The sequence below is a fragment of the Arthrobacter sp. Edens01 genome, assembly GCF_001307035.1.
In the GTDB taxonomy this organism is placed as follows: domain Bacteria; phylum Actinomycetota; class Actinomycetes; order Actinomycetales; family Micrococcaceae; genus Arthrobacter_B.
Window position 1 is genome coordinate 1,285,010 of record NZ_LKIU01000005.1, and the last position, 22,858, is coordinate 1,307,867.

Genomic DNA, 22,858 nt, shown 5'->3' on the forward strand with positions numbered 1-22,858 from the left:
GTCACAGATACTGCCCCGGGTTGGCCGTCGTCTCGATGGTCCGGCCCGGCTCCTGCCCGGCCTTGCCCTGGATGATGGTGCGGATGTACGTGATGCGTTCACCCTTCTTTCCGGAGATCCGTGCCCAGTCGTCCGGATTGGTGGTGTTGGGCATGTCCTCATGCTCGCGGAACTCGTCGACGACGGCGCGCATCAGGTGTTCGATGCGCAGGCCGCGCTGATGGAGCGTCAGGAAGTCCTTGATGGCGTACTTCTTGGCCCGGTCCACCACGTTCTGAATGACTGCACCGGAGTTGAAGTCCTTGAAGTAGAGCATCTCCGTGTCGCCGTTGGCGTAGGTGACCTCGAGGTACTCGTTGGACTTGTCCTCCGCGTACATCTTCTCCACCGTCCGGCGGATCATCTCCTTGACCGTCGCCACCGGGTCGTAGCCGTGCTCCGCGAGGTCGTCGCGGTGCAGCGGCAGGTCCGGTGTGAGGTACTTGGCGAAGATTTCACCTGCGCCTTCGGCGTCGGGCCGCATGATCTTGATCTTCACGTCCAGGCGCCCGGGGCGCAGGATGGCCGGATCGATCATGTCTTCACGGTTCGAGGCGCCGATGACAATGACGTTTTCGAGTTTCTCCACGCCGTCGATCTCACTGAGCAGCTGCGGAACGATGGTGGTTTCGACGTCGGAGGAAACCCCGGTGCCGCGGGTGCGGAAGAGTGAATCCATCTCGTCGAAGAAGACCACCACAGGGCTTCCGTCTGAGGCCTTCTCACGTGCCCGGGAGAAGATCAGGCGGATGTGCCGTTCCGTTTCGCCGACGTACTTGTCCAGCAGTTCCGGTCCCTTGATGTTCAGGAAGTAACTCCGGGTGCCCAGTGTGCCGGTCTGTTCCATGACCCGCGCGGCAAGTGAGTGGGCCACTGCCTTGGCGATCAGGGTCTTGCCGCAGCCGGGAGGGCCGTAAAGCAGGATGCCCTTGGGCGCTTTGAGCCCGTGTTCCCGGTACAGGTCCGGATGCATGAACGGAAGCTCGACGGCGTCCCGTATCTGCTCGATCTGCGGGCCCAGCCCGCCAATGTCCGAGTAGGAAATGTCCGGGACTTCCTCCAGGACAAGGTTCTCCACTTCGCTGCGGGGGATCTTCTCCAGTGCGTAGCCGATCCGCGTGTCCACCGTCAGGGCGTCCCCCACCCGGATCTTTTCCTTCACCAGCGGACCGTTTAGCCGAACGACGCGCTCGTCGTCGGCCCGGCCCACCACCAGTGCACGATCGCCTTCCAGCAGTTCCTGGACTGTGAAGAGCTCTCCCGCTTTTTCAAACCCGAGCCCCGCCACCACTGTGAGGGATTCGTTCAGCAGCACTTCCTGGCCCGGGACAATCTGGCCCAGGTCCAGCAGCGGGCTTACAGCCACCCGCAGCTTCCTCCCGGACTGGATAATGTCCACGCTTTCCTGCACGGTGGCCGTGGTGGTGATGCCGGGTTCCGGTTCCGTGCGCGAGTTCACCGAAAGGACGGTGCCGAAGCTGAACGGCGTCGCCCCTTCCTTCTCCAACGCGTCCTTTAGCCGGACGATCTCCGCCCGGGCTGTCTCCAGCATGGTTACAAGACGTGCGTTGTTGTGGGTCAGGGACGCCAGCTGGCGGTCCAGATTCCGCAGCTTGTCCCGCAGGACATTCAGCTGCCGGGACTCCGCACTGGCCATGCCGTAGCCGCTTTCCAGACCGCCGCCGTCCATCCCTGCACCGTTGGTGTTTTCCGCATCAACCATTGTCCGACCGCCTTCATTGCTCAGGTCCCTTCGTTTGACGATAACGCAGTGACGCACGCAATACACGGGCCGGGAGGTCTTGCGTTTCCCAGCTTCCCGGATAAGGTCCCGGCTAGTCCTCCGGGTTCGTTCCGTCGCCGTGTTCCTCCTGGAAACGCTCGGCTTTGGCAAGGGCGCCGCGCTGGATTGTGGAACTGGCATCCTTGGCCGCGCGCCGCAGTTTCTTATCAGAAACTTCGCGTTCCCCTACGGCAGCCGGCGTCCAGGCGTTCAGGTCCTCCTGGCTGAAGTCCGTCTTTGAAGCACGCCGCTTGGCCACGAGTCCGGTGGCCCCTTCTGCCAGGCGCCGTGCGGAAAGCAGGAATCCGGTGTGGGCGACCATACGGTGGTCCGGCCGGACGGCGAGGCCTTCCAGGTGCCACCCACGGACCATTGATTCCCATCCTTCGGGCTCCGTGAAGCGGCCGTCTGCCCGGATTGCCTCAGCCGTACGGGAAAGCTGGGTCACGGTGGCGACATAGGAGATCCAGACACCGCCGGGAGCCAGGACGGTCGCCACGGCATCGGTGCACTCCCAGGGCGCCAGCATGTCCAGGACCACGCGGTCCACGCTGCCGGGCTCCTGGTTCTGCACAACCTGGTCCTGGAAGTCACCGAGGGTGATGTTCCAGGCGGGGTGCGGGCCGCCGAAGAAGGTCTCTACGTTGCCGCGGGCTATGTCCGCGAACTCCTCGCGGCGCTCATAGGAGTGAAGCGATCCGGTGTCCCCCACGGCACGAAGCAGGGAGATGCTCAGGGCGCCGGAGCCGACTCCTGCTTCCACCACGCGGGCACCCGGGAAGATATCGGCCATGGTGACAATCTGGCCTGCGTCCTTCGGATAGACCACGGCGGCACCGCGGGGCATCGAGAGAACGAAGTCCGAGAGCAGCGGACGCAGCACCTGGTACTGGTGGCCGGTGGTGTTGGTGACGATGGTGCCTTCGGGTACGCCGATCACGGCTTCGTGCGGGAGGTAGCCGCGGTGGGTGTGGAATGCCCCGCCCTCCGTCAGGGTGATGGTGTTTCGGCGTCCCTTTTCGTCGGTGAGCTGGACGCGTTCGCCGGGCCGCAGGGGTCCGCGGCGCATGTCGGCGCCGTGGGCGGTGGGTGAATCGGGGGTACCCGGATTGTTCATGGGGGCTGTCCTTCGTGTCAGGCGGGGTCGGGGTCTGGCCGGCAGGAGCAGCGCGCTTCCACCGGCGGGGTCAGGAGCGGCGGCCCTGCGGCCGGCGTCCGGTTATGGCGGCGACGACGGTCTCCTGCCGCAGCAGGCCCACCACCGTGCCCTCACGGTCAATGACGGCGTACTCACTGCCGTCGAGCTTGGAAAGGTAGGCGATCAGTTCCTGCCCGTTGGCCACATTGGGGATGTATGCCCCGGGCGCAAGTGCACGCGCCACGGCAGCGGCCGGGGTTGAGTCAGCCAAGTGGTCCGGTACTGCGAAAAGCGCTCCCCTGTCCACGACGGCCTCCGGGTGTCCGGTTGGCGCGGTGAGCACCAGTGCGGTCCGCGGCCCGGCTGCAGCGGCCAGCCTCCGCAGTTCTGAAACGGCGGTCCAGGAAGGCACCTGGGTGGCCGGCTCCATGAGCGCGGCGGCTGAGACGGCGGGAAGCCGCAGCCGCATCCTGGCGTTGGTGATGGCTGCTCCGGCACCCATCCAGAGGAAGCCGGAAACCAGGGCGGTTATGAGCAGGAGGCTGAAGTCCGGGGTCCTCCCCTGCAGGAAGGGAGGCACCACTATTGCGGCTGCCAGAGCTGCGGCGATGATCCGCCCGGCCCAGCCGGCCGCCAGGGTGCCTTTGTCCTGGCTGCCGGTCGCCTTCCAGACGATCGTCTCCACGATTCTGCCCCCGTCCAGTGGCAGTCCCGGAAGGACGTTGAAGACGGCAACAAGCAGGTTCGCCCAGACGAAGATGTCCGCCAGCAGCCGAGGCACGGTTCCCGGCTCCAGGAAGAGCAGCAGTCCAAGGCCGATCAGTGCCAGGAGGAAGTTCGCTGCCGGTCCGGCAAGAGCAACCACCAGCGACCTGCCCGGTGTTGCGCGGACGTCGCCGAACTGGGTGTGGCCGCCCCAGAGAGTCAGCACAATTTTTGGCGTCGGCCAGTTCCAGGCCTTTGCTGTCAGGGCATGGGCAAGCTCGTGGACCAGGACGGAGAGCAGCAGCAGGAGGGCATAGCCCAGAGCGACGCCGTAGGCGGCAGCGGTGCCGAGGCCCGGAATCGCGGCGGCAACACGGGGCCCAAACAGGAAGATAATGGCGACCGCGATGATGAACCAGGACCATGCCAGGGTTACCGGCACCCCGCCGATCCGTCCCAGGGGAATGCCTTCGCTGCGCTGCGTCCGGGTAGGTTCCTGAGTCATGGGCGGGCCCCCGCCTGCGCGGAGACGATGTTTTCCAGGTCCTGGACCGAGCGTCCGGCGAGTGTCTTCCACTCAAGTCTCTGCGGATCAGGGGGCAGGGGAACGAAGTGGGGGATGGAGACCGTGGGCAGGCCCGCTGCGTGGGCCGATGTGTAGCCCGGATAAGAGTCTTCCAGGGCTGCGCACCGTGCCTTCGACAGTCCCGGGACGGTGGCTGCGAGCTCGTTGAAGGCGAGGAGATAAGGCTCGGGATGCGGCTTTCCGTGCTTGACCATTTCACCGGTGACCAGCAGCCGGAATGTTCCGGCAGGAAGCTGTTCAGCTACAAGGCGGGCAAGCGGGCCGGTGGACATGGTGACCATTGCGCAGGGAACCCCCTTTGCGGAGAGCTCCTCCAACAGCTCGCGTGCCCCCGGACGCCATGGGACCTCTTGGCGGACGCGCCGGGCGATCCGATCGGTCAGCGCGGTGATCACGCCTTCGGCCGGCAGGTCCACCCCGGCCTGCTGGAGGCGGCGGGCCGTGTAGGTCAGAGCCTGGCCTACGAGCTCCTCCGCGTCTTCGTCGGTCCAGGTCCCGCCATGCTCGCGGACCAGCTCCTTTTCCGCCTCAATCCAATACGGCTCGGTATCTACGATCGTTCCGTCCAGGTCCCAGAACACAGCCTGCAGCGCAGGCACAGGTCCGGGGACTGAAGTTCCAGGCAGGGGCATAAGGCAAGTCTACGTGGCACAGCCGGAGGTTCATTGCGCGGGCCCCGTGCTTGTGCGGCGTGCGGGACTGACAGTGTGCAGCCGGAGGCATAAGGTGAAATCGTGAGTAATACCGATAAAAGCCCGGCAGCGGGCCTCCAGGATTTCTTTGCCGGCGGCACCGGCGAACGGGTCACCGTGATGGTTGCAGCCTTCGAAGGCTGGAACGACGCCGGCGAGGCAGCGAGCGACGCCCTGAACTTCCTGTCACTGTACTGGGACAGCGAGAAGATTGCCGGAATCGATGCCGACGAATACTACGACTTCCAGTTCACCCGTCCTGCCATTGAACGCACTTCATCGGGCAAGCGGCGGATCAAGTGGCCCACCACGCGGATCTCGCGGGCCGAAGTGCCTGGATCGAACCTTGACCTGATTCTTGTCACCGGTGTTGAGCCCTCGTACAAATGGCGGGCCTACACCGCAGAACTTATCGGTTTGGCCAAGGAACTGGACGTAGACTGCCTGGTCCTTGCCGGTGCACTGCTGGCCGATGTGCCGCACACCCGTCCCATCCCGGTCACGGCGACCTGTGAAGAGGAAGACCTTCGGTCCCATCTTGATCTTGAGCCCTCGGAATATGAGGGTCCTATTGGGATCGTCGGTGTCCTGGCCGAGGTGGCCGCACTCGCGGACATCCCAACACTCTCACTTTGGGCAGCTGTGCCGCATTACGTGGGGCAGCCGCCCTCCCCCAAGGCCCAGCTGGCCCTGCTGCACCGCATCGAAGAACTCCTGCAGGTGCCCATCGACACGTCCGTGCTGACAGAAGAGGCTGAAGCCTGGGAACGCGGCGTCGACGACCTGGCTACGGAAGACCCGGAGATTGCCGCTTACGTCCGCCAGCTGGAAGAGGCCAAGGACACAGCGGAACTGCCGGAAGCATCCGGTGAATCGATTGCCCGGGAGTTCGAGCGGTACCTCAAGCGGCGGCGCCGGGACTGAGCCCGGCACCGGCCGTCAGGTCTAGCGGAGGGTAATCCCCAGCAGGGCGTCAAAGGACGCAGCTGCCAGCTGTGCGCCCCGGGGTTCCGGCGTCAGGCCGGCGCCCTGGAGGCTGGCTGCCCACTCATCAGCGGCAGCAAGGGCCGCCGGGGCGTTCAGGTCGTCTGCAAGGGACATGCGGAACTGCTGCAGCAGGCGCTCCGCGGAAGCTGCGTTGGTGAGGTCCAGCGCCTGGCGGTAGCGGCTCAGCCGCTCTTCGGCACGTGCCAGGTCCGCTCCAGTCCAGAACCAGTCGGAGCGGTAGTGGTGTCCGGCCAGTGTGGTGCGGATTGCGGCCGGCTCCACGCCTTCGGCACGGAGCTTGGAGACAAGCACCAGGTTGCCGAGTGACTTGCTCATCTTTTCGCCGTCGAGACCCACCATTCCTGCATGGGCGTAGACCTGTGCGAGGGGTTCTCCCGAGCAGGCGTAGGCGTGGCCCGCACTCATCTCGTGGTGAGGGAAGACCAGATCGGATCCACCGGCCTGCACCGTGAAGTTTGCCGGCAGGAAACGGCGGGCAATGACCGAACACTCAATGTGCCATCCAGGGCGGCCGTCGCCGAGGGATCCTCCGGGCCACTGCGGTTCGCCGGTCCTGGCCACGCGCCAGAGCAGGGCGTCCAGCGGATTGCGCTTTCCCGGGCGGTCCGGGTCTCCCCCGCGCTCGGCGAAGACCGGGAGCATCTGTTCCGGTGTGAGGTTCGAAACCTGGCCGAGCCGCCACGCATCCGGGGCTTCCTTCTCGAGTGCCTGGGCCGCGTCGACCGAGAAGTACACGTCGCCGTCGGGCTCTGAACCGTTTCCGGGGACGCGGTAGGCGATTCCGCGTTCCAGCAGGTCCTCGACCACCGGAACGATCCATTCGATTGATTCAACGGCGCCGACGTAGCTGCGCGGTGCCAGGACGTTCAGTGCTTCCATGTCTTCACGGAAAAGCTGCGTCTGTTCCTTGGCCAGGACGGTCCAGTCCACGCCGGTCGCTTCGGCCCGCTCCAGGAGCGGATCGTCGATGTCGGTGACGTTCTGGACGTAGTTGACTGTGTGGCCGGCGTCCCGCCATTGCCGGTTCAGGAGGTCGAAGGCCACGTAGGTGGACGCATGCCCCATGTGGGTGGCGTCATACGGCGTGATTCCACAGACATACAGTCCGGCCTCCGGTCCGGGGCGGACGGGCACCGGGCGGCGCCGGGCCGTGTCAAAGAGGACAAGTTCAGGGGAATGTCCGGGCAGTTCAGGAAGGGGGCGGGATTTCCAGGCGATCACGTAATCACTCTACTTACTTGGCAGGCGGGGTTCATTTTCGGGGCGGCAGGACCGGGCGGTCTACGGCTGCAGCACGCCGAAGGCCAGCGCAATGTAGATCGCCACGCCAAGGCCGATGCGGTACCAGACAAAGAGCTGGTAGCTCCGGGTGGAGACGTAGCGCAGGAACCAGCCGATGATGACGAAGCCCACAACAAAAGCCACCACGGTCGCCAGGGCAGTCTCCGCTCCCCCGTAGGGTCCGGTATCGCCCCAGGACTTCGCGAGCTGATAGAGGCCGCTGCCGAAGACGGCCGGAATCGCGAGCAGGAAGGCATACCGGGCGGCGGCCTCACGGGTGTAGCCCATGAGCAGGCCGGCCGTAATGGTGCCGCCGGAGCGGGAAACTCCGGGGATGAGGGCCAGCGCCTGGGCGAACCCGTAGAGAATGCCGTGTTTGTAGGTGAGCTGGTCCAGCGTGCGCTGCTGTTTTCCGACCGCGTCCGCGACCGCCAGGATCACACCGAAGACAATCAGCATTGTGGCGACAATCCACAGGCTGCGGAACGTGGACTCGATCTGGTCCTGGAACAGCAGGCCCAGTATCACGATCGGCAGGGTGCCCACGATGATGAGCCAGCCCATCCGGGCATCAGGATCTGAACGGGAAACCCGTCCGGACAAGGAGCCGAACCAGGCCTTGACGATCCGGACAATGTCCTTCCAGAAGTACACCGCGACGGCGGTTTCAGTGCCCAGCTGGGTAATGGCGGTAAATGCCGCCCCCGGATCCTGGGCGCCGGGCAGGAGTTCCCCGGCGATGCGCAGGTGGGCGCTGGAAGAGATGGGCAGGAACTCGGTCAGGCCTTGAAGGAAACCGAGGAAGATCGCTTCGAACCAATTCACCCTACGACTCTAGGGCACCCGAACCTGCCACTGAGGCAGGCGTGGCCGTGGCTAGCGGTCGCTGCCCGTCTGCCGGTAGGTTTCCCGGCTGTCAGGTGCAGCCGCCGTGCCGGAAGTCATACCATTCTGGTCGGCGCCGAAAGCTGGCCCGCCGTCGAGGCCGCTGCGGCGCAGGAGCTCTTCGTCTTCGTCCAGCAGATCCTCGTCAGCCTCATCATCGTCATAGATCTCGAGCGGCGTCACTTCGCCGTAGGCGTCGTAAAGCACCTCTTCATAGACTTCGAAAGCGTCCGCTATGGCCAGGTAGGCGGCTTCCACGGCCGGGTCTTTCTCCCCGCGGCGGGTGGCGGCAGCCGCGAGGTGCTCTTCGAAGGCAGCAACCAGGGACTGGAGTGCAACGCGCGGATCTATGCTCATGGACTAGACGTTAGCCCCAAAGGAGGCAAAATGGGATGGAAATGCGAGAACAAATTCTGAGACCAGACGTCTCGTTCAAAACCGCTCCCGCCAAGGACTATGAGTATCTGGTCCTCTCCGTAGGACCCCACGAGTCCCTTCCTGATGCCCGCCGGCTAATCACCGACCACGCCGAGTACGGCAAATGGGAGCTGCAGCGGACCCGCATCTACCGCGGCGGAACCCACCGCTACTGGCTGCGCCGCAAGATCATGCGGGTGACCCGGACGGTATAGTCCTTCCGGAACCCGGCCCGGCACCCGCATAGGGACAGGCTTAGGGAACCGGGCCCAGAACTGCCTTGGCCATTGAATCGTGCGCCGAGTCTTCGCTGGAGGGGTGGAACATCCCCGCCAGCACATCGCGGTACAGACGCTCGAGCTCCTGTCCCCTCGAGTAGCCGGATCCGCCGGCCACCTGCATGGCGGTTTCCACGATTCCCCGGGCCGTATCAGTCGTACGGAGCTTGAGGCCGGAGAGCCGGGGGAACCAGAACGCACCGTGGTCCACGCCTGTCTCCAGGTCCCGGGCGACGGCGTCGAGCTGGAGGAGGATCCCGTCCAAACGGATCGCCGCGTCGGCAACCCTGAAGCGGGTGTGCGGGTCGTGGGCAGCGGGCTGTCCCTGCACTGAGCGTTTCCCGGCAGCCTCGCCCGCCAGCGTCAGCGCGCGTTCTGCCAGGCCGGCGTAAACGGCGGACAGCAGCGTCTCGAAAAGGCTGAATATCCCGAATACAAAGGCGTCCGAATGCGGCCCCACCGGTGTGTGACGCACAATCCTCCCCGCGGGTACCACCGCGTTCTCAAGCAGCGTGGTGCAGGACTGGGACGCCCGCATGCCCATGGTGTCCCAGTCATCCAGGGTGGTGATGCCCCCGGTGCCGCGGTCCGCGAAGCCGAACACCAGCTGCGGCTCGTCGGGGTTGGAGGAGTCCTTGCCGAAGATTCCCAGTCGCGTCCAGGCTGGGGAAAGGCTGGTGAATATCTTTCGGCCGGTAAACGCGTACCCGCCGCCGTCCTGAGGGACTGCGTCCGTTTTGGAATCGAAAAGCACGGCACTGTTTCCGGGCTCCGAGACACCAAATGCGAACAGCTCCCCGGCTGCGGCTTCTTCGAGCAGGAACCGCAGCGAGTCGTCTCCCCGCAGTGAGAGCAGGTGGGCCACTCCACACCACACGAGGTGCATGTTCACCGCAAGTGCCGTTGCGGGAGCCGCGGACGCCAGAAGCCGCTGGCAGGCGACGACGCCGGGGATGTCCAGGCCGGACCCTCCCATCTCCGCAGTGGAGAAAAGCGCCAGGTAGCCGGCTTCGCGGAGGTCTTCCAGATCCTCGGTGAAGAAGGCGTTGGCCTGGTCGTATTTCGCTGCCCGGCCGCGGAGCCGCTCAAGCAGGTCGGGGGTGAGGATGTCTTCGGCGGATTTCACGCTCTGTCCTTCCTTAGAGGGGTCTCGCTGGTCCTAGTAGCCGCGCAGCAGGCGGCCGAGGACCCGGGTGCCGAATTTCAGGGAATATACCGGGACACGTTCGTCGACCCCGTGGAACATGCCGGTGAAGTCCAGGTCTTCGGGAAGGCGCAGCGGCGCAAATCCGTACCCGGTGATGCCCAGCCGGCTCAGCGACTTGTTGTCGGTGCCGCCGGAGAGGGTGTAGGGCAGCACGGGTGCGCCGGGGTCCTCTGCCTGCAGTGCCGAGACCATTGAATCCACCAGGCCGCCGGCAAAAGGCACTTCCAGCGAGACATCCTTGTGCTCGTAGGAGACATCAATGCCTTCCCCTGCCAGGGAACGGACGACTTCGAGCAGGTGCTCTTCCTGTCCGGGCAGCGTGCGGGCGTCGATGAACGCCTCCGCTGTGCCGGGAATGACGTTGTGCTTGTAGCCGGCCTGCAGCAGCGTGGGATTGGCGGTGTTCTGCAGGGTCGCCCCCACAAACCGTGCCACGGTCCCCAGCTCGGCCAGCAGCTTTTCCGGATTGTCCGGGTCGAATTCGACCCCGGTGAGTTCCGTCACACCGTCGAGGAAGGCACGCGTCGTGTCAGTGAGTTCGATCGGCCATTCATGGGATCCGATGCGTGCGACGGCCCCGGCGAGCCGGGTGACCGCATTGTCGGTGTTGATCTGGGAGCCGTGGCCTGCCCTGCCGTGGGCTTTTAGCCTTAGCCAGGAAATGCCCTTTTCTGCTGTCTGCAGCAGGTAGGTCCGGCGTCCTCCGATAGTTGCCGAGAATCCTCCGACTTCAGAGATCGCTTCTGTGGCGCCGTCGAACAGCTCCGGACGGTTCTCTACTGCCCAGCCTGCACCGTAGCTTCCGCCCGCTTCCTCATCGGCGAAGAATGCAAAGATGATGTCCCTGCGGGGGCGGGTTCCCGTGCGGGCCATTTCCCGCATCACGGCCAGGATCATGGCGTCCATGTCCTTCATGTCGACTGCGCCGCGCCCCCAGATCAGGCCGTCGAGCTCTTCGCCGCTGAACGGATCAACGCTCCAGTCTTCCTTTTGTGCAGGCACCACATCCAGGTGCCCGTGGACGACCAGTGCAGGCTGGGAGGAATCGCTGCCGCTCATCCGCGTCACCACGGACGTACGTCCCGGCGCGGACTCGAAGACATCTGCTTCCAGGCCTACCTCTTCTATGAGGGCCGCCACATACTCGGCAGCCTTACGCTCACCCGGCCCGGATCCGTCGCCGTAGTTGGAGGTGTCGATGCGGATCAGTTCCTGGCAGATGCGTGTGACTTCGTCTTCGGCACGGATACTCATGCGGCTCTCTCCTTGCTGGGCGGCGTTTAGGCCCCAGCCTAGCGATTACCTGCGCGGACGGCGGCCCTCTGTTCCGCAGCAAGTCCCGTAATACTGGGCCCGGGTTCTGCCGATTCGTTGTTCTCGCAGAAACCGTGTTAGAGTTTTTCCCGTTGCAAACGAAGAAACGGAACAAAAAACCGCTCTTCGGAAGACACCTAAGCGCGGGTGGCGGAATGGCAGACGCGCTAGCTTGAGGTGCTAGTCCTCTTATTGAGGGTGGGGGTTCAAGTCCCCCTCCGCGCACAAATCGATGTCCCAGGATATCGAGGATGCCCCCGGTCTACGGACCGGGGGCATTTTTTGTCTCCAATTGCGTGTGTGCGTCTCGTCACACCGGCTTGAACGCCCGGCTGCTGTGCGCGGGCCTCCCCCTTGGTACCCTCGCCATATGGACGGCAGCGCGCTCCTGAACGTCATTCTGGTGCTGTTCTTCATCCTGCTCGGAGGCGTTTTCGCCGGGGCGGAGATGGCGCTTGTTTCCCTTCGCGAAGGGCAAATTCTCCGGTTGGAGGGGTCGGGAAAGCGCGGTGCGAGAATCGCTGACCTGGCCCGCAACCCCAATCTGTTCCTTTCAGCCATCCAAATCGGGGTTACGCTCTCGGGATTCTTCTCCGCAGCGTATGGTGCTTCGGCCCTGGCACCCGCCGTGTCCCCCGTGCTTCAAAGCTGGGGCCTGGGTGCTGCGGGGGCGCAGACCACGGCGTTCATCGCCATGACGCTTGTAGTGGCTTACCTATCCCTCGTCTTTTCCGAGCTGGTGCCCAAGCGGCTGGCCATGCAGAACGCGGAAGGATTTGTCCGGGCACTGGCGCCGCCGCTGGCAGTGTTCGCCGCGGTCATGCGTCCAGTTATCAAGCTGCTTTCGGTATCGACCAATGGCGTGGTCCGTGCCCTGGGTGGGGATCCGGACCTCAAGAACGTTCCCGTCTCGCAGCAGGAGCTCCTGGAGATGGTGAAAGCCAGTCCAGTGCTGGCCGACGAGAGCCGGAGCATCCTCGCAGACGTCTTTGGGGCGGGGCAGCGGCTGCTGCAGGAAGTTATGCGTCCGCGTCCCCAGGTTGAATTCCTTCCCGCGGACCTGACACTGGCCCAGGCCCGGGAGAGGGTGCATGTCCGCCCGTACTCCCGGTATCCGGTGATCGGCGATTCCCCGGATGACGTCCTGGGATTTGTCCACGTCCGTGACCTTCTGGCGCAGGACCCGGAGGTGGCCGGGGACATGCTGCTGGCAGAAATTGCCCGGCCCATCCTGTTCCTTCCGGGAACGGCGACGGTCGTCCCCTCACTGTCACGGATGCGCCGGGAGAACAGCCACATTGCGGTCGTCGCCGATGAATACGGCGGCACCGACGGAATCGTTACGCTCGAGGACCTTGTGGAAGAGGTAGTGGGCGAGATCTACGACGAGTACGACACGGGTAAGGACCCGGAAGACCAGCACGTTGCACTCGAAGGCGAGCTGGTGGTCGACGGCGGACTGATCCTCCAGGAGTTCGACCGGCTCACCGGGATGCAGCTACCGGAGGGCCAGTACGAGACTGTGGCGGGCTACATTCTCGACCAGCTCGGCCGGATGGCAGAGCCCGGGGACACTGTTCCGGCACCCGGCGGCAGGCTGCGGGTGCTCGACGTCGACCACCACCGGATCCGTACGGTTCGTGTGGTGCCGGACCTGCCGGCTTCCCAGCCTGGTCCGGCAGCCGGCGGCTGATTGCCCCTCCGCCACGCGGAAATCAGCAGGGCGCATTGCAGGTCCACTCCAAACGCGCGCAGAATACCGGGCATGAGCGCACCCGGCGGAGGCGAGGGAACGGCTACCAGCGGCGCGCCGCGGCCCGGAGACGGACCGCAGCTTAAAAGGGTCATGGGGACCAAGCTGCTGCTGCTTTTCATCATCGGAGACATTCTGGGCACAGGGGTCTATGCCCTGACCGGACGAATAGCCGGCGAGATCGGCGGGGCTGCCTGGGCGCCTATCCTGATTGCCTTTGCCGTGGCAACGATCACTGCGCTTTCCTACCTGGAGCTCGTTACCAAGTATCCGCAGGCAGCGGGGGCTGCCCTCTATACGCACAAGGCGTTCGGCATCCACTTCGTCACGTTCCTGGTGACTTTCGCGGTCCTCTGCTCCGGCATCACCTCGGCGTCTACAGCAGCGAAGTTCCTGGCGGAGAACTTCCTGGTGGGCTTCGACCTGGGATGGGGCCAGTTTGGCGTCACTGCAATTGCAGTCGGCTTTATGCTGCTGCTGGCCCTTGTCAATCTGCGCGGTGTAGGCGAGAGCATCAAATTCAACGTGTTCCTGACGGTGGTGGAGCTGACCGGGCTGCTGATCGTCATTGGGATCGGCTTCTGGGCGATGGGCCAGGGCAACGTGGACTTCTCCCGCGTGGTCGTCTTCGAAACGGAAGGCGGAAAGTCGATTTTCCTGGCACTGACCGCGGCGACGTCGCTGGCGTTCTTCTCCATGGTCGGCTTCGAAGACTCGGTCAACATGGCCGAGGAGACGAGGGACCCGGCCCGCATCTTCCCCAAGGTCATGCTCACCGGCCTGGGCATCACGGTGTTCATCTATCTCCTGGTGTCCATCGCCGCCGTGGCCGTGGTGCCGGTAGGGACACTGTCCGAAAGCCAGACTCCGCTGCTGGAAGTGGTACAGACCGGTGCGCCGGACTTCCCCATTGACGTGTTCTACCCGTTCCTCTCCATCTTCGCCGTGGCCAACACAGCGCTGATCAACATGCTGATGGCCAGCCGCCTGCTGTACGGCATGTCCAGGCAGGAGGTCCTGCCGCGGCTGCTGGCACTCGTGCTGCCGGGCCGTCGGACTCCCTGGGCGTCGATCGTCTTCACGACCATCCTGGCGATCGGCCTGATTATCCTGGTCACGAACGCCATGGGACCGGAAACGGTTTCGGCTCTTGGCGGCACCACAGCGCTGCTGCTGCTCTGCGTCTTCACGGTGGTGAACATAGCCTGCCTGGTGCTCCGAAAATCACCGCCGGACCCCGTCGAGGGTGAATCTCCGGGGCAGACCCGCAGGACGTTCCGCTCCCCCGGCATCATGCCGTGGGTGGGAGCGCTCAGCTGCGCCTTCCTGATCGGTCCGTGGGCGCAGGACCCGATCGAGTACCAGATCGCCGGGGTGCTGCTGGCAATCGGCGTGGTGCTGTGGTTCTTCACCTGGCTGTGGAACCGGGCGGTCAAGGCCAAGCGCACGCGTTTTACGGATCCGGAGGAACTCCATGGCTAGCGTCATAGTTGGTTACGTCCCCGCACCTGAGGGAGCAGCAGCACTTTCGCACGCCCGCCGCGAAGCCAAGCTGCAGGAGGACAGGCTGCTGATCGTCAACGTACGCACCACCGGCCGCGGCCTGGGACACGGTCACAGCCACGGGGATGATGCCACTACCGAACTGGAGCTCATCGCCGCGGAGCTCCGGGGCTCGGGGCAGGACTTCGAGATCCTCCACCCGGAGGGCGACTATGACCCTGCAGATGAGATCCTTCGGGCGGCGGAGCACATGGATGGCCGTCTGATCGTCGTTGGGCTCAGGCACCGGACACCGGTCGGGAAACTCCTCCTGGGCAGCACCGCACAGCGTGTGCTGATCGAGGCACCGTGCCCGGTCCTGTGCGTCAAGGCGGGGCAGTAGCCAGGCACCGGACTTCGCGGCCCCGGGTGCGAATGCGGTTATGCCCTGGACCCAAGCTCCGCAGCTATGGCTTCGATGCCGGTCCAGGTTTCCGCGAAGGACGTGGACAGCGGTGACAGGCCGAGGCGGATACCGTTTGGATTACGGTAATCGGGGATGATCCCCTGGTCCCACAATCTCGCTGTGACCTCCCTGAAGGAGGGATGGTCGACGGTGACGTGGCTGCCCCTGCGGGCAGGATCCCGCGGAGAGGCCAGCACAGCGCCAAGCGGGGCCAGGACTTCATCGAAGGCGTCGACTGCGAAGCCCGTCAATAGCTCGGACTTCGCCCGCACCGCGTCCATACCGGCTTCCCCTATGAGTGCCACCATGTCCTGTATGGCCAGCATCCCCATAATCGGCGGTGTGCCGGAGACCACGCGCTGGATGCCGGCTGCCGGAACGTAATCCCGGGCCATGCCGAACGGGTCTCCCGCCCCCAGCCACCCCTGGATGGGCTGGCGGAAGTCCGCCTGGTGCCGGGCGGCCACATAGGCCCACGCAGGTGCGCCGGGTCCGCCGTTCAGGTACTTGTAGCTGCAGCCGGCGGCATAGTCCACGTTCCAGGCATCGAGCTCCGCCGGCACGGAGCCGGCGGAATGGCAAAGGTCCCAGAGCACGCGCCCGCCGGCACGGTGGACCAGGTCCGTGATGGCCGGAACGTCGGCGATGTATCCGGAACGGTAGGCGACATGGCTGAGGACCACCAGCGACGTCCGCGGTCCGATGACCTCCGCAACCGCCTCGGGTGAGACCCCGCCGTCGTAATCCGCTTCTGCCCAGCGCAGGGTAAGGCCGCACTCGGCGGCGATGCCCTCCATGATGTAGCGGTCGGTGGGAAAGTTGTCCCGGTCCAGCACGATTTCAGTGCGGTCGCCGCCTGCCTCGACAGCGGCACGGGCCAGTTTGTAGAGCAGGACGGTGGTTGAGTCCGCAACAACACACTGGCCCGGGGCCGCGCCAAGGACAGTGCGGCCCAGTTCGTCTCCGAGCCTGCGGGGCAGTTCAAGCCAGCTTTCGTCCCATCCACGGATCAGCCGGCCGCCCCACTGGTTTCGAACGAACTCGTTCAGCCGTTCCAGCGTGGCAGCCAGCGGCCGGCCCAGGGAATTACCGTCCAGGTAGGCCGGCACATCCGGATCATCGTGGCCAAGGAAACGCGCGCGCAAACCGGACAGTGGATCAGCGGCGTCCAGTTCAGCGGCACGGTGAGCAAGGCGCGATGTTGTTCTCATGGCCGGAACTTTAGCAGCCGTGCCTAGCCCGCTTCGGACGGGGCACCCACAGGAATCGGACGCGCCCAGCCGTGGAAGTGCCGGCGCCGGCTGCGCTGGTTCCAGCCCTGGAAACTCGTGGTCCCGCGCTCCCCCGGGGCGCCGGCATCCGAGATGCGGACGCTGACGGAGGCAGGCAGGAAGACCGGCGACTCAAAGCCGATGCTCCACTCGAACGGTTCCTGCACGGCAGGACCTGTTTCTGCGATGACGCGCGAGGCCATGTACATGCCGTGGGCGATCGAGCGCTTCAGTCCCAGCGCCCTCGCGGACAGGGCGCTGAGGTGGATGGGGTTGAAGTCGCCGGAAACCCTGGCATAGTTCCGTCCCGCGTCTGCTCCAAGGCGCCACTGGGCGGTGGGAAGCGGGGGAACAAACTCCGTCCGTTCCCCCGTTGACACAGGCCGGTCGAACCTGGGCAGGAACACGCCCTTGGCCAGATAGACCGATCGTCCGGTCCAGACAACCTCGTCCCCGGCACGGACTTCAGCTATGAGGTCCACCTGGGTGCCGGCACGGTGTCCGGACAGGTTCTCTGCCCAGGCCGTTACGGTCAGCGGCTCTGAGTAGTGGATGGGACGGAAATGCTGCACCTCGTTGCGCAGGTGGACCAGTCCCAGCAGCGGCAGTGGGAAATCCTCGCGCGCCATGACGCTCATGGCCACGGGGAACGCGAACGTGTGGACGTAGCCCGAGGGGAGGGTGTCCTGTGCAGAGTGCATTACCAGCCGCTGGAACTCACTCAGCCTGGAAAGGTCCACCCGCGCCCCGTGCACGGTATGCCGTGCCGCGGGGAGCTCCTTGGGGGCCGAGGACGGCGAGATGCGGCTGCGCGCGGCGTTTGAGGCAGCGGTGAGGTAGAGGCGGCCAAGCGCCGGGATGGCTTCGAGTTCCTGGACGCTCATGCCCCCACCATATTCTGCCCGCAGACCCGCAGGACCTGTCCGTTGACGCCTGCTGCGGCGTCAGAGGCGAGGAAGGCAATCGCTTCCGCCACGTCCACGGGTTTCCCGCCCTGCTGCAGGCTGGACAGCCGGCGGGCCACCTGGCGGGTGAGGGCGGGCATCCGCGCCGTCATATCCGTCTCGATAAAGCCCGGGGCGACGGCGTTGATCGAGCCGCCGCGCGGGGCCAGCAGCGGCGCGGTTGCACGGACCATGCCGATGATGCCGGCCTTCGAAGCGGCGTAGTTGGTCTGGCCGCGGTTGCCGGCAATGCCGCTGGTAGAGGCCAGGGAGACGATCCGCCCGTCGGGACTGAACGTTTCCGACTCCAGGAACCGGGAGTTCATCCGCAGCTGAGATGCGACGTTGACGGCAATCACTGAATCCCAGCGGGAGGCATCCATGTTGGCCAGCAGCTTGTCCCGCGTGATTCCGGCGTTGTGGATGACAATGTCCAGCCTGCCGTAGCGTTCGGCGGCGTGGGCCAGGATCCTGTCGGCGGCGTCGTCGCGGGTGATGTCCACCTGCAGGGCGGTGCCGTGGATTTCGTTGGCGACGGCCGCAAGCTGCTCACCTGCGGCAGGAACATCCACCACGATTACATTGGCGCCTTCGCGGTGCAGCACACGGGCAATGGATGCGCCAATGCCGCGGGCTGCGCCGGTGACGACGGCTGTCTTGCCCGCCAGGGAAGCGTTCCAGTCCTGCGGGATCTCACCGGCAGCCGAGCCGACGGTGATGAACTGCCCGCTGACGTAGGCGCTGCGGCCCGACAGCAGGAAGTGCAGGGCGGCGGCAACTGAAGGTGCGGACGCATCGGTGCCGTTGGCGAGCACTATCCCGTTGGCGGTGGACCCGCCGCGGAGTTCGTGGGCGAGGGAGCGGAGGGTGCCGTCCACGCCCTGCCGGGCGGCCGCGGCAGCCGGGTCCTGGGCCTCTGCAGCTGGCCGGGACACGGTCACGATCCGCCCGCCGGCCGCCAGGTCCCGCAGGCTGGCCCCGGCGTCGAGGCTGACGGCTCCGAGGTCCTCGGGTGTTGCCGCCTCATCGAGCACCATCAGGATTGCCCCGAGCTTTTCCCTGGGCGTTGCGTGCCTGCGGACGTCCTGGTCCCACGAGAGGAGCAGCGAGGAGAGCGAATCTGCCGTTTCACCCTTGCCCAGGACCAGAACCGGCCCGGGGATGAGGGGTTTGGAGGGATGGTAGCGCCGCAGTATCGCCGGGCGGGGCAGCCCCAGCTTCTTGGCGATTTCCTTGGTCAGGCCGGAGTTGACCAGCGAGAGGTAGGTGTCCGTCATAATCAGCGTGCCTCCAGGATTGCGACGAGGCCCTGCCCGCCGGCTGCACAGATGGAAATCAGGCCGCGGCCGGATCCCTTCTCGGCCAGCATCTTGGCCAGCGAGGCAACAATTCGCCCGCCGGTGGCGGCGAACGGGTGTCCGGCAGCCAGCGAGGAGCCGTTGACGTTCAGCTTGCTCCGGTCGATGCTGCCCAGCGGGGCGTCCAGGCCCAGGCGGGTGCGGCAGAACTCGTCGTCTTCCCAGGCGGCCAGGGTGCTGAGGACAGTTCCGGCGAAGGCTTCGTGGATTTCGAAGAAGTCGAAGTCCGCGAAGGTGAGGTTGTTGCGGGACAGCAGGCGCGGAACGGCGAACGCAGGAGCCATCAGCAGGCCGTCGCGGCCGTGCACGAAGTCAACCGCGCCGGCTTCAGCGTCAACGATGTTGGCCAGCATCGGCAGGTCGTGTTCGCGTGCGTAGTCCTCGGAACCAAGCAGGACGACGGAAGCTCCGTCGGTCAGGGGCGTGGAGTTGCCGGCGGTCATGGTGGCTTCGTCGCCGAGGGCACGGCCGAAGACGGGCTTGAGCTTGGCGAGCTTTTCCATGGAGGTGTCCGCGCGCAGGTTCGAATCCCGGGACAGTCCGCGGTATGGAGTGATGAGGTCGTCGAAGAACCCGCGGTCGTAGGCTGCTGCAAGGTTGCGGTGGCTGTTATAGGCCAGTTCGTCCTGGCTCTCACGCGTGATCTTCCACTGGGCGGTGGTCAGCGCCTGGTGTTCTCCCATGGACAGTCCGGTGCGCGGCTCCCCCGTGGTGGGTGCGTTGGGCGCGAGATCCTTCGGGCGGATCTTCGCGATGGCTGCGAGCTTCTGCTTGGTGGTCTTGGCCCGGGAGAGGTCCAGCAGTGCCCGGCGAAGTCCTTCGCTGACTGCGATCGGTGCGTCGGAGGCGGAGTCGACGCCGCCGGCAATCGCCGAGTCGAGCTGTCCGAGCTTGATCTTGTTGGCCAGCGAGACCACGGTTTCGAGTCCGGTGGCGCAGGCCTGCTGGACGTCATAGGCGGGGGTTTCCGGCGACAGTGCCGAACCGAGAACAGCTTCCCGGGTGAGGTTGAAATCGCGGGAGTGCTTCAGGACGGCGCCGGCAGCGACGGTGCCGATCCTCTCGTCCTGGAGGCCAAACCGGGCTACCAGCCCGTCCAGGGCAGCGGTCAGCATGTCCTGGTTGGAGCTGTGGGCGTAGGCACCGCCGGAGCGTGCGAAGGGAATGCGGTTGCCGCCAATTACGACGGCGTTGCGGACGGCAGGTCCGGTGCCGGGGGCGGGTGCCGGCGCGGACGTGGATGATGCAGCCATTCGTCAGTCTCCTTGGGGGGTCGTGGTGTGACGAGAGTTACTGTAACCCACCGTACCTGATACGCTGGGTATCGTGAACACCGCAGTGAAACAAGACACACCTTCCCAGGACGGCCGCTCCGTCCGCTGGGAAGCGCACCGCACCGAGCGCCGCACGGCCCTGATCCGGGCTGCCCGCCGGGCCGTGCACACCCTGGGCGCCCAGGCCTCCATGGAGGAGATCGCTGCCTCCTCCGGAACCTCCAAGTCCGTGTATTACCGGTACTTCGGAGACAAATCCGGGCTGCAGCAGGCCATGGGAGAAGTGGTCATCAACCAGATGCAGGACAAGATCCTCGCGGCCGGACGCAGTGCCGATTCACCGCGTTCGGGCCTGCGCGCCATGGTCTCCGCGTACCTGCAGATGGCGCAGACCTCCCCCAACGTGTACGCGTTCGTTACCGGCTCCGCAGCCGGAGAAGCGCCGGGAACCAGCGAACCCGGCGTCGCCGTCGCGCTTTCACACTTCTTCGCCAACATCAGCAAGATGATGGACCACGCCGTGCAGGCGTACCTGGAAGGGCATGATTCCGGCTCGATGACCCAGGCCGCAGCCGGTTTCTGGCCCATAGCCGCTCTCGGCATGGTTCGGGCAGCCGGAGAGCGGTGGCTTGCCACGCCCGAGCCCGACCGTCCCACGGAAGCCGAAATGACGGACCAGCTGACTGCATGGCTGTTCGACGGAATCGGCTGGGACACCCCCGCCCGCAACACCACCGATGCTTCTGAACCCACCACTGCGCATGGCAGCCGCGGGGATTCCTCCGCAGCGCCGAACGCCGACCAGTAAGGACACGCAATGACGCAATCAGTCTCTACCCCGCAGCGCCAGCTTCCCCCCAGCACCGTCATCCGCGAAGACGACTCGGCGACGGTCAACGTCGAGGAACTCGGCCGTGCCCTGCTGGGCAAGTGGCAGGATATTCGGCTCCAGGCCCGAAAGCTCGCCGGCACCGACGCGCTGCACACCCCGGCCGGCCTGACCCACACGGAGCACCGGCTGCGGGTCATGGACCAGCTGAAGATCCTGGTGGACGCCGATGCCGTCCACCGCGCCTTCCCGGCCTACGTTGGCGGACAGGACAACCACGGCGGGAACATCGCCGGGTTCGAGGAACTGGTTGTGGCCGATCCCTCCCTGCAGATCAAGGCCGGCGTCCAGTGGGGCCTCTTCGGCTCCGCAGTCCTGCACCTGGGCAACCGCGAACACCATGAGAAGTGGCTGCCGGGCATCATGAGCCTTGAAATCCCCGGCTGCTTCGCGATGACCGAAACCGGCCACGGTTCGGATGTCTCCAGTATTGCCACCACCGCCGAATATGACGAGGCGGCACAGGAGTTCATCATCAACACTCCGTTCCGTGCTGCGTGGAAGGACTACATCGGCAACGCCGCCGTGAACGGCAAGGCTGCCGTTGTCTTCGCACACCTCATTACCAAGGGCGTGGACCACGGCGTGCACGCCTTCTACGTTCCGCTGCGCGACGAGAACGGTTTCCTTCCCGGCGTCGGCGGAGAGGATGACGGCGTCAAGGGCGGCCTCAACGGAATCGACAACGGCCGCCTGCACTTCTCGAACGTCCGTATCCCGCGCACCAACCTGCTCAACCGCTACGGAGACGTTGCCGAAGACGGCACCTATACCTCCTCCATTGATAGCCCCGGCCGGCGGTTCTTCACGATGATCGGCACCCTGGTCCAGGGCCGGGTCTCCCTCGACGGCGCCGCAGTCGCCGCCTCGAAGCTCGGACTGAACATTGCCATCAAGTACGCCACTGAACGCCGCCAGTTCAACGGCGCCTCGGACACCGTGGAAGAGGTGCTGATGGACTACCAGCAGCACCAGCGCCGCCTGCTGCCCCTGCTGGCCACAACCTACGCGGCGTCCTTTGCCCACGACGAGCTGCTGGCCAAGTTCGACGACGTCTTCTCCGGCGCCGACGACACCGACGAGAACCGCCAGGACCTGGAAACCCTGGCCGCCGCCCTCAAGTCGCTCTCCACCTGGCACGCGCTGGACACCCTGCAGGAGTGCCGCGAAGCGACGGGCGGTGCAGGGTTCCTTGCAGAGAACCGGCTGACGGCGCTGCGGGCGGACCTGGACATCTACGTCACTTTCGAAGGCGACAACACGGTGCTGCTCCAGCTGGTGGCCAAGCGCCTCCTGGCGGACTACGCGAAGGAATTCCAGGGTGCCGACTTCGGCGTGCTGGCGCGCTACGTAGTGGGACAGGCGACGGAGCGGACCTTCCACCGTTCCGGCCTGCGGCAGATCGTGCAGACAGTGGCCGACACCGGTTCGGAGAAGAAGTCAGCCATTGCGCTGCGCGATCCCCGCACCCAGCACGACCTGCTGGCTGACCGGGTGGCCACGATGGTTGCCGAGGTTGCCGGCGAGCTGCAGAAGGCCCGCAAGCTGCCCAAGGCCGAGGCCGCCGCTGTGTTCAACCGGAACCAGCACGATCTCATCGAAGCCGCGCGTGCACACGCCGAGCTGCTGCAGTGGGAAGCATTCACCCGCGGCCTGGAGCGCATTGAGGACGAAGGAACCCGTCAGGTGGTGACGTGGCTGCGCGATCTCTTTGGCCTGGGCCTGATCGAGAAGAACCTGTCCTGGTACCTGATGCACGGCCGGCTGTCCTCACAGCGTGCCCGCACGCTTGGTGAGTACATCAACCGCCTGCTCGCCAAGATCCGGCCGCATGCCATGGACCTGGTCAATGCCTTCGGCTACGGGCCTGAGCACCTGCGTGCCGCCGTCGCCACGGGCGCCGAAAAGGAGCGCCAGGATGAATCAATGGAGTACCAGCGGCTGCTCCGGGCCTCCGGAGCTGCACCGGTGGACGAGAAGATCCTGATCCAGCGCAGGAAGCAGGCAGCAAAGGGCAAGCGCTGACAGCCGCCGCTTCGAAAGCGGAAGACCCGGCATCCGGTGCAGCATCGGATGCCGGGTCTTTCG

The 22,858-nt window shown here is 65.3% G+C and carries 19 protein-coding genes, 1 tRNA gene and 1 pseudogene; 8 read left to right on the top strand and 13 right to left on the bottom strand.

Annotation, left to right across the window (positions count from 1 at the left end; all coding sequences use genetic code 11):
* Nucleotide 1: 1 nt before the first annotated feature.
* From arc to AO716_RS12170, 4 genes are all read right to left on the bottom strand, one after another.
* Nucleotides 2–1,729 carry a proteasome ATPase gene (gene arc, locus AO716_RS12155; RefSeq protein ID WP_055242229.1) on the bottom strand — a complete coding sequence of 576 codons (1,728 nt, stop codon included), beginning with the start codon at nucleotides 1,727–1,729 and terminating at the stop codon, nucleotides 2–4.
* A 145-nt stretch (nucleotides 1,730–1,874) separates the two neighbouring features.
* Nucleotides 1,875–2,939: a tRNA (adenine-N1)-methyltransferase gene (locus AO716_RS12160; protein ID WP_055241081.1), complete on the bottom strand. Its 1,065-nt coding sequence runs from the start codon at nucleotides 2,937–2,939 to the stop codon at nucleotides 1,875–1,877.
* A gap of 70 nt (nucleotides 2,940–3,009) precedes the next feature.
* Entirely contained in the window at nucleotides 3,010–4,170 is a 1,161-nt protein-coding gene (locus AO716_RS12165; RefSeq protein ID WP_055241082.1) for a site-2 protease family protein, read from the bottom strand.
* The gene (locus tag AO716_RS12170; RefSeq protein WP_055241083.1) at nucleotides 4,167–4,883 is read right to left on the bottom strand and encodes an HAD family hydrolase; all 717 of its coding nucleotides are present in this window, start codon (nucleotides 4,881–4,883) and stop codon (nucleotides 4,167–4,169) included. Before AO716_RS12170 ends, AO716_RS12165 begins: the two co-directional genes overlap by 4 nt.
* A 102-nt stretch (nucleotides 4,884–4,985) precedes the next feature.
* On the opposite strand from AO716_RS12170, the gene AO716_RS12175 reads away from it, so the two are divergent.
* A complete protein-coding gene (locus tag AO716_RS12175; protein WP_055241084.1) occupies nucleotides 4,986–5,867 on the top strand; it encodes a PAC2 family protein in 882 nt (293 codons plus the stop codon).
* A 21-nt stretch (nucleotides 5,868–5,888) separates the two neighbouring features.
* Here the strand turns inward: AO716_RS12175 and mshC are convergent, their stop codons facing one another.
* From mshC to AO716_RS12190, 3 genes and pseudogenes are all read right to left on the bottom strand, one after another.
* Complete coding sequence (gene mshC, locus AO716_RS12180) at nucleotides 5,889–7,172, bottom strand: cysteine--1-D-myo-inosityl 2-amino-2-deoxy-alpha-D-glucopyranoside ligase (RefSeq protein ID WP_055241085.1); 1,284 nt, start codon at nucleotides 7,170–7,172, stop codon at nucleotides 5,889–5,891.
* A 60-nt stretch (nucleotides 7,173–7,232) separates the two neighbouring features.
* Entirely contained in the window at nucleotides 7,233–8,057 is an 825-nt protein-coding gene (locus AO716_RS12185) for an undecaprenyl-diphosphate phosphatase (RefSeq protein ID WP_055241086.1), read from the bottom strand.
* A 177-nt stretch (nucleotides 8,058–8,234) separates the two neighbouring features.
* A pseudogene (locus AO716_RS12190) lies at nucleotides 8,235–8,474 on the bottom strand (hypothetical protein); the annotation flags it as partial.
* A gap of 41 nt (nucleotides 8,475–8,515) precedes the next feature.
* Between AO716_RS12190 and AO716_RS12195 the strand changes: the two are divergent.
* Entirely contained in the window at nucleotides 8,516–8,749 is a 234-nt protein-coding gene (locus tag AO716_RS12195; protein ID WP_055242232.1) for a DUF5703 family protein, read from the top strand.
* A gap of 40 nt (nucleotides 8,750–8,789) precedes the next feature.
* Here the strand turns inward: AO716_RS12195 and AO716_RS12200 are convergent, their stop codons facing one another.
* Entirely contained in the window at nucleotides 8,790–9,938 is a 1,149-nt protein-coding gene (locus tag AO716_RS12200; RefSeq protein ID WP_055241087.1) for an acyl-CoA dehydrogenase family protein, read from the bottom strand.
* 33 nt (nucleotides 9,939–9,971) lie between these two features.
* Nucleotides 9,972–11,273 (bottom strand): M20/M25/M40 family metallo-hydrolase, encoded by a 1,302-nt coding sequence (locus AO716_RS12205; RefSeq protein ID WP_055241089.1) that lies wholly within the window; start codon nucleotides 11,271–11,273, stop codon nucleotides 9,972–9,974.
* Nucleotides 11,274–11,474: 201 nt separating this feature from the next.
* Between AO716_RS12205 and AO716_RS12210 the strand changes: the two genes are divergently transcribed.
* The 4 genes from AO716_RS12210 to AO716_RS12225 all read left to right on the top strand — a co-directional run bounded on the left by AO716_RS12210 (nucleotide 11,475) and on the right by AO716_RS12225 (nucleotide 14,971).
* Nucleotides 11,475–11,558 (top strand) — tRNA-Leu (locus AO716_RS12210).
* 145 nt (nucleotides 11,559–11,703) lie between these two features.
* Nucleotides 11,704–13,026 (top strand): hemolysin family protein, encoded by a 1,323-nt coding sequence (locus tag AO716_RS12215; protein WP_055241090.1) that lies wholly within the window; start codon nucleotides 11,704–11,706, stop codon nucleotides 13,024–13,026.
* A gap of 72 nt (nucleotides 13,027–13,098) precedes the next feature.
* Nucleotides 13,099–14,568, top strand: coding sequence for an APC family permease (locus AO716_RS12220; protein WP_082413529.1), 1,470 nt, complete (start codon nucleotides 13,099–13,101; stop codon nucleotides 14,566–14,568).
* Nucleotides 14,561–14,971 (top strand): universal stress protein, encoded by a 411-nt coding sequence (locus AO716_RS12225; RefSeq protein WP_055241094.1) that lies wholly within the window; start codon nucleotides 14,561–14,563, stop codon nucleotides 14,969–14,971. The genes AO716_RS12220 and AO716_RS12225 overlap by 8 nt, the downstream gene beginning before the upstream one ends.
* A gap of 38 nt (nucleotides 14,972–15,009) precedes the next feature.
* Here AO716_RS12225 and AO716_RS12230 read toward each other — a convergent pair whose 3' ends face one another.
* The 4 genes from AO716_RS12230 to AO716_RS12245 form a co-directional block, all read right to left on the bottom strand.
* Nucleotides 15,010–16,245 carry a kynureninase gene (locus tag AO716_RS12230; RefSeq protein WP_055241096.1) on the bottom strand — a complete coding sequence of 412 codons (1,236 nt, stop codon included), beginning with the start codon at nucleotides 16,243–16,245 and terminating at the stop codon, nucleotides 15,010–15,012.
* Between the two features lie 23 nt (nucleotides 16,246–16,268).
* Nucleotides 16,269–16,943, bottom strand: coding sequence for a MaoC family dehydratase (locus AO716_RS12235; RefSeq protein WP_414826580.1), 675 nt, complete (start codon nucleotides 16,941–16,943; stop codon nucleotides 16,269–16,271).
* A gap of 242 nt (nucleotides 16,944–17,185) precedes the next feature.
* A complete protein-coding gene (locus tag AO716_RS12240; protein ID WP_055241100.1) occupies nucleotides 17,186–18,526 on the bottom strand; it encodes a 3-oxoacyl-ACP reductase in 1,341 nt (446 codons plus the stop codon).
* Between the two features lie 2 nt (nucleotides 18,527–18,528).
* The gene (locus AO716_RS12245) at nucleotides 18,529–19,860 is read right to left on the bottom strand and encodes an acetyl-CoA C-acetyltransferase (RefSeq protein ID WP_055241102.1); all 1,332 of its coding nucleotides are present in this window, start codon (nucleotides 19,858–19,860) and stop codon (nucleotides 18,529–18,531) included.
* Between the two features lie 73 nt (nucleotides 19,861–19,933).
* On the opposite strand from AO716_RS12245, the gene AO716_RS12250 reads away from it, so the two are divergent.
* On the top strand, nucleotides 19,934–20,689 hold the full coding sequence (locus AO716_RS12250; protein ID WP_082413530.1) for a TetR/AcrR family transcriptional regulator: 756 nt from the start codon (nucleotides 19,934–19,936) through the stop codon (nucleotides 20,687–20,689).
* 9 nt (nucleotides 20,690–20,698) lie between these two features.
* Nucleotides 20,699–22,795 carry an acyl-CoA dehydrogenase gene (locus AO716_RS12255; protein ID WP_055241106.1) on the top strand — a complete coding sequence of 699 codons (2,097 nt, stop codon included), beginning with the start codon at nucleotides 20,699–20,701 and terminating at the stop codon, nucleotides 22,793–22,795.
* Nucleotides 22,796–22,858: the final 63 nt, after the last annotated feature.